This is a genomic window from Stenotrophomonas sp. LARHCG68, from assembly GCF_052871705.1.
In genome coordinates, this window is the sequence record NZ_JBIXJV010000013.1 from 1 (window position 1) to 5,923 (window position 5,923).

The 5,923-nt window shown below is 64.2% G+C and carries 4 protein-coding genes and 1 pseudogene; all 5 read left to right on the top strand.

Features of this window, described 5'->3' with window-relative positions:
• Nucleotides 1-595, top strand: a pseudogene (locus ACIPR8_RS19980) (hypothetical protein); the annotation flags it as partial.
• A gap of 1 nt (nt 596) precedes the next feature.
• A complete protein-coding gene (locus tag ACIPR8_RS19985; protein WP_446542177.1) occupies nt 597-1,358 on the top strand; it encodes a hypothetical protein in 762 nt (253 codons plus the stop codon).
• Between the two features lie 59 nt (nt 1,359-1,417).
• A complete protein-coding gene (locus tag ACIPR8_RS19990) occupies nt 1,418-1,591 on the top strand; it encodes a hypothetical protein (RefSeq protein WP_446542178.1) in 174 nt (57 codons plus the stop codon).
• A 66-nt stretch (nt 1,592-1,657) separates the two neighbouring features.
• A complete protein-coding gene (locus tag ACIPR8_RS19995; protein WP_446542179.1) occupies nt 1,658-5,527 on the top strand; it encodes a phage tail protein in 3,870 nt (1,289 codons plus the stop codon).
• Nucleotides 5,528-5,662: 135 nt separating this feature from the next.
• Nucleotides 5,663-5,923 (top strand): hypothetical protein (locus ACIPR8_RS20000; RefSeq protein WP_446542180.1); only part of this gene is annotated, 261 nt, incomplete at its 3' end.

Here is a 5,923-nt window from a genome sequence, read left to right on the forward strand (position 1 = left end):
GGGGGCGATCCTGCCGAGCTATGGCGCTGGGATGTACCAGGCGCCGGATGGCGTGCTGCGCGTGGCGCGGGTGGTGGCGCCTGAGTCGGTGGCGGTGCCAGCCTTCGAGGTCATCGCCGATGACCTGGCCGAGGATCTGATCGCGCTGCCCGATGATGCGCCGAACCTGACCCGCCGGTTCGCCTACCGTCCGAACGCCCAGGCGCTCGGTGCCGCCGATCTGGTGTCCGACCTGGTGGACGTGCCGCAGGCAAGGCGCGACGAGCTGACATCGCTGTTCCGGGGCCAGGTGTATGCCGCCGGCCCGCTGCATCCCCACTACAGGCACGCCGATGTGGCCGCCCCATTCGTCTCGCTGTTCTGGGGGCAGGGGGACGCGCAGGCCGAGGCGGACCGGATCGTGGGGCTGTACGCGGTGATGCGGCACTTCTTTGTGCTCACGATCCGCGGAGACCAGCAGCTGGACGTTCAGCCCGGCCAGGTGGGGCGAGTCACGTACCCGCGATATGGGCTGGAGAACGGGAAAAACGTGTTCGTGCGCAGCGTAGAGCGCAACCCGACCACGGGGGACGTGGTGCTCAACGTGTGGGGCTGAAATGCTGATCGGGTACGGAATGCCGGCTGTGCAGTCGGTGGCGCTGGTGGGCGGCAACTGGCTGACGGCCGATGCCGGCGCGGCGATGTTCGACGGAAAGCCGGCGCGGCGCTCCCGGATCGCCAGGAGCGGCGCGCTGTCGATCAACATCACATTCAGCGGCACCATCGTGCCGCGCATCGTCGCCTTGCTGGGCCTGTCCCTGCCGCCAGGGGTATCGGTGACAGCGGCCGGGGCGACCGGCTCCACCGTGCGACTCCCTGACGGATCGGTGTGCGCCTGGCTGTTCCCGACCGGTGCCGCATCGGTGTCGTCCGTGGCCGTGGGGATCGACACCACCGCGGCGACCGTGGAGGTGGGTGAGATCGCAGTGCTGCGCGCCGTGGATGTGGGCATTGCCGATGGCTGGGCGGTAGCCACCATCGACACCAGCGTCCACACGCGCACGAAAGGCGCCCAGCTCAACACAGTTGAAGGGCCGCGGTACCGCCGCTTCACCGGCAACCTGTCGGCACGGCCCACCGACGTGGCGCATGGCAGCGGCTTGTCCGGCACGGATTGGGATACGGTGGTGCTGATGCTGCAGGGGCGCGGGCGGGGCTGCATCGTGCCGGAGTACAGCCGGACGAAGGGTGGCCCCATCGATCCGGCGCTGGCCGCCCGGTCGGCAATCTACGGAGCCGCGTCGAACACGTGGAGCCTGGAGAACGTGAGCGGTCGGTACTTCTCGGGATACCTGGAGTTTGAGGAAGTTCCCGGTTGACTTGCAGCTGGAGATGGATGGCATCATCCCCATACCAAGGAGTATCACTAGGGGGCTACATGTACATCCTGCTTGCTGTTCTCGGTCTTTTTGCTGCCATCGTCGGCGGACTCATGCTGACGCCGGCCACACTCGGCGTGGGTGTGATCGCGCTTGGAATCTTCCTCGTAGCGGTCGCCCGCGTCATCCAGGCAGACAACCATCAGGCCCAGTTGTTACGAAAGCTCGGCTGAGCCGCTACTGATCGAACCCTAGGAAGCCCCGCCCAAGTGCGGGGCTTCTTTCTTTTCGGAGCCCCTATGTCGCTTTACACCCTAACGGTTGATCTTCTGCTCAAAACGGGCTCGTTCGAGAAGGACGCGGGGAAGTCGGCTCGCTTGTTCGACCGCCAGATGCAGCAAATGACTGCTTCCGCCAAGCGTGCAGGAACGGCAGTCGGTGTGGCTATTGCTGGCGGATTGGCAGCAGGCGCTGCCGCCGTTGTTAGCTGGTCCCGAGACGTCGCGAAACTCAGCATTGAATATGACCGGCTGGCCTCGATCTCTGGGACGACCTCAGCCAGTTTCCAGCGCATGGCTGCGGGCGCTCAAACCGTGGGAATCAGCCATGAGAAGCTTGCGGACATCCTGAAGGACACACAGGACAAGATCGGCGACTTCATCCAGACGGGTGGAGGAGCGATGGCGGACTTCTTCGAGAACATCGCGCCACGCATTGGGGTAACTGCAGAGCAGTTTCGGAAGCTGTCAGGCCCCGAAGCGCTTGGCCTGTACTTTCGGAGTTTGGAGAGGGCCAATCTCTCACAATCTGAGATGACCTTCTATATGGAGGCCATCGCTAGCGATTCAGCGCAACTCGTCCCGCTGTTAAAGAACAATGCCGAGGGCTTCAAGCGCTGGGGTGCCGCCGCTGACGCCGCAGGTGCAATCATCGGCGACGACATGGTGGACGCAACGCGCCAGTTGCGTGATATGACCGCGCAGGCTGACTTGGCAATGCAGGGCATCAAGAACAGTGTGGCGGAGCAAGTTTTGCCGACTGTTGGCGAGCTAACCGAGTTGCTTGGGTCAGATCAAACGCGACAGAGTTTCGCCTCCTTCACCGGTTGGGTCGCTGGGCTGACGACTGAGCTTGTGGGCGCACTCGTTCAGATGGGAAACTTCATCAACCGGACAAAGGAGCTGTACGCGCTGGACACGGGCGGTGCGCTCAAAGATTCCTCCTATGATGCGCTCAATGAGCAACTTGGACGCATCAGTCAGCGTCGAAAGGAGATGGAGGGTTGGACATCCAACCACTTCGGGATTCCATTGACGGATGACCAGCGGCAGTTCCGCACGCAGCAGCTGACGGAAATGGCTGCCGAGCAAAAGCGCCTCCAGGCAGAGATCACAAAGCGCATCGTCGGCGAAATGCCGATTCAAGATGCCGCCCCTCAGTCATGGCTTGATTCCATCAATGGGAACGTCCAGTACACGGCTACAGGGAACATTGGGCGTGCTGCCCGTGAGAAGTCGGAAAGAGAGGCTGAGGCAGCGAGCAAGCGCCAGCGTGAAGCCCAGGCGGCCTTCTCGCGCGAGGCTCAGATCGCTGCCGGGATAATGTCTGGGCCTCTCTCCGAGGCGATGGCATCCCATCAGCAACGCGTCGCTGAGCTGAATCTAGCGTTGGAGAAGGGAAGCATCCTGCAGGCTGACCATGGAGTTCTACTAGCTGAGTCAGCGAAGGGCTACGCAAAAGTAGCTGCTGAGATTGAGAAGGCGCAGAAGGCACCAGCCATCCTTCTTGGCACCATGGAACAGGAAGTCCAGCTGCTTGGCATCGCAGGCCCGGCCCGCGAGATGTACAGGCGGCAGCTTCAGGCAGAGGCCGACATGCGTGCAGAGATTTCGCGGGCGCAGGAAGCAGGAGCCAAGTTCAGCGAGCAGGAGATCACGCAGTTGTTGGCTCAGGCCAAGAGCTATGCGGCCCTATCCATTGAGATGGAAGACGCGGCGCGTGCCGCAGAGGATTGGCAGCAGGTTGCCGTGGACGCCGCCGGTGGTGTGGCCGACACCTTCGCCGACGTGTTCTCCGGCCAGATCAAGAACGCAAAGGACTTCTTCTCCGAGCTGAAGGACGTGTTCAAGCGCGGGTGGTGGGACGTTGTACGCACGGGGCTGCAGCAGCAGTTCGTGAACCCGATCCAGAAGGCCATCCAAGGCATGCTGTCCGGACAGGGTTTCGCGGCTTCCGGCACCAGCTTCGGCGGTCTGGGGACCACCATTGCCGGCGGTATCGTGCAGGGGGTGCAGCGGGCCGGGATTGGAAGCCTGGGTATCGGTACCGCTGCCGGTGTGGCCGCCGGCTCCATCGGTGGCTTCGGGAACAACGTGGCCGGCTTCGGCGGCTTCCAGGGAACCACCTACGGGCTCGGTGGTGCATCCGGGACCATCGGCGGTGGTGGCTCTGGCTTCGGCATGCCGCCTGGTATGGGGCTGTTCGGGAAGTCGCTGTTGACGGGTGAGTTCGCGGGCGGGCTTCCCTATGCGGGCGCCGGCCTGGGCCTGTTGGGTGCCTACTACGGCCTGACCAAGCGCGGTAGCGGCGGCCTGTCCAGCGTGCTGGCCGGCGCATCCTATGGGGCCTTGGGGCTGGGTGTGGGCGGCGCCATCGCGGGTGGGTTGGGGGCCATCGGTACCGGTGTGGGCGTCGGCGGCATCGGCGCTGGCGCAGCAGCTGGAGCAACGGGCGCCATGGGGGCCATTGGGGCGTCGTCCTGGGTTCCGGTTGTGGGCTGGGCACTGGCGGCTGCCGCGGTGGTGGACAAGCTGTCCGGCGGCAAGGTCTTTGGCACCAAGTACCAAACGAACAGCAGCCAGCAGACCATCGGCATCAGTGAGGGCGGCGGGTCGGCAACGGCCGAGGCCTATCAAAGCCGGCAGAAGTCGCTCTTTGGCGGCAAGAAGTGGAGGACGATCCAGGTTGATCCCGGTCAAGAGGCCCGGGATGCCGCCGCGGGCATCCACGAGGTGCTTTCGGCGTACGCCAAGCAGCTGGGCGTGAGCCTGCGGCAGGATGCCGCTGCGCTCGTTGGGGGCTCCTTCTCCCAGTCCTACGACAAGAAGGGCAACGTCACCGGCTCCCGTTCGACGGTGCTGGGGCGGACCTATGACGAGGACGCAGAGACCTTCCAGAAGCGCCTCGCTGCCGAGCAGGCCATCGCTGCTGTCGGGAAGATCGACGGCCAGGCAAGCCGGATCGCGGAGGACTGGCGGAAGTCGGCGGAGCTGCTGGAGGACGGTGCAAACTTCTTCGTCACCGCGGCAGTGGATGCCCGGAGCGGCTTGGACCTGTGGACCGGGGTAGGGCTCTCCGCGCTCACCGACTACGTTGAGAAGATGCAGGCGGCGGACGAAAGCCTGACCGCGGCATACACCCGGTTGGCGGGCACGGCGAAGTCCTACGGCACGCTGATGGCCGACATCGCCACGCAGGTGATGTCGGCGGACCTGTCGGGCTACCAGCAGCAGGCCTTGACCATTGAGCGCACGTACCGCCAGCAGGTGAAGGCGGCCAACGACTACGCCAAGGCACTGGGCCTTTCCGGGGCCAGGGCGGAGGATCTGGCAAAGATCGAGGAGTTGCGCGCGCTGCAGATGGGCAAGCTCCAGGCGCAGATCGAGGCGGACAAGAAGGACATCAAGTACGGCCTTTCGATCAGCGACCTGTCACCGCTGACGGACCGGCGAAAGCTCTCCGAGTCGATGCAGGCGCTTGCCGACGCGACGGCGAAGGGAGATAGCCAAGCGGCGCAGCAGGCCGCTCAGGCAGCCCTTGGGTTCGGCCGAAACCTCTTTGCCAGCGGGAAGGACTACAACGACCTCTACGGCCGCGTGATGGCAATGATCGACGGCATGAAGGTCGGCGAGCTGGATCTCGAGGATGGCACTTCGATGGGCCAATTGGCCGACGCCATCGAAGCACTGCCGGAGCACTTCGGGAAAGCGATCTTTGAGGTGGCCGCGGGAGGAAAGGAGGTCCAGAAGGAGACCAACGCCAAGCTCGATGAGCAGAACCAGTTGATCCGCGAGCAGAACCAGTTGATCCAAAAGCTGTTGAACACGACCCAAGGCGCTGCGGCAACGCAGAAGCGCGACTCCCTGAACGCATCGCTCAACGCAAGGTAAGACATGCGATATGTGACCCTCATCGATCTGGGCGCGGGCCAACTCCCCGCCCAGACGCCTCCTGCTGCCCGCTTCGCGCGCTGGTTCCCTGAAGTCTACGCACCATCGGATGTCCCACCGGTTGGCGGAACGGAAGTGACGCCCGTAGCTGATGGCGTCCTGTTGGAGTGGGATGCGGTCGAGTCCGGTGGCGCCGTTGTGATCTACATCATCGAGCGCAGCGAGTCGCCGGACGGGCCGTGGCAGGAGGTGGTCAGGACCACCGAAACCCGCTACCTGTACAGCGATGGCAGCGGGTTGACCTGGTACTTCCGCATCACCGCGACCGTTCGAGGGGTCGCGGGAGGAAGTGAGGTCGTTGTGGGGACGCCTGAACTTGTGGCCCGCCAGGCGGCC

Bases quoted from the DNA above. Each gene is read 5' to 3' on its own strand.
- ACIPR8_RS19995 (WP_446542179.1), top strand. From the start codon at position 1,658: ATGTCGCTTTACACCCTAACGGTTGATCTTCTGCTCAAAACGGGCTCG.
- ACIPR8_RS19990 (WP_446542178.1), top strand. From the start codon at position 1,418: ATGTACATCCTGCTTGCTGTTCTCGGTCTTTTTGCTGCCATCGTCGGC.
- ACIPR8_RS19985 (WP_446542177.1), top strand. From the start codon at position 597: ATGCTGATCGGGTACGGAATGCCGGCTGTGCAGTCGGTGGCGCTGGTG.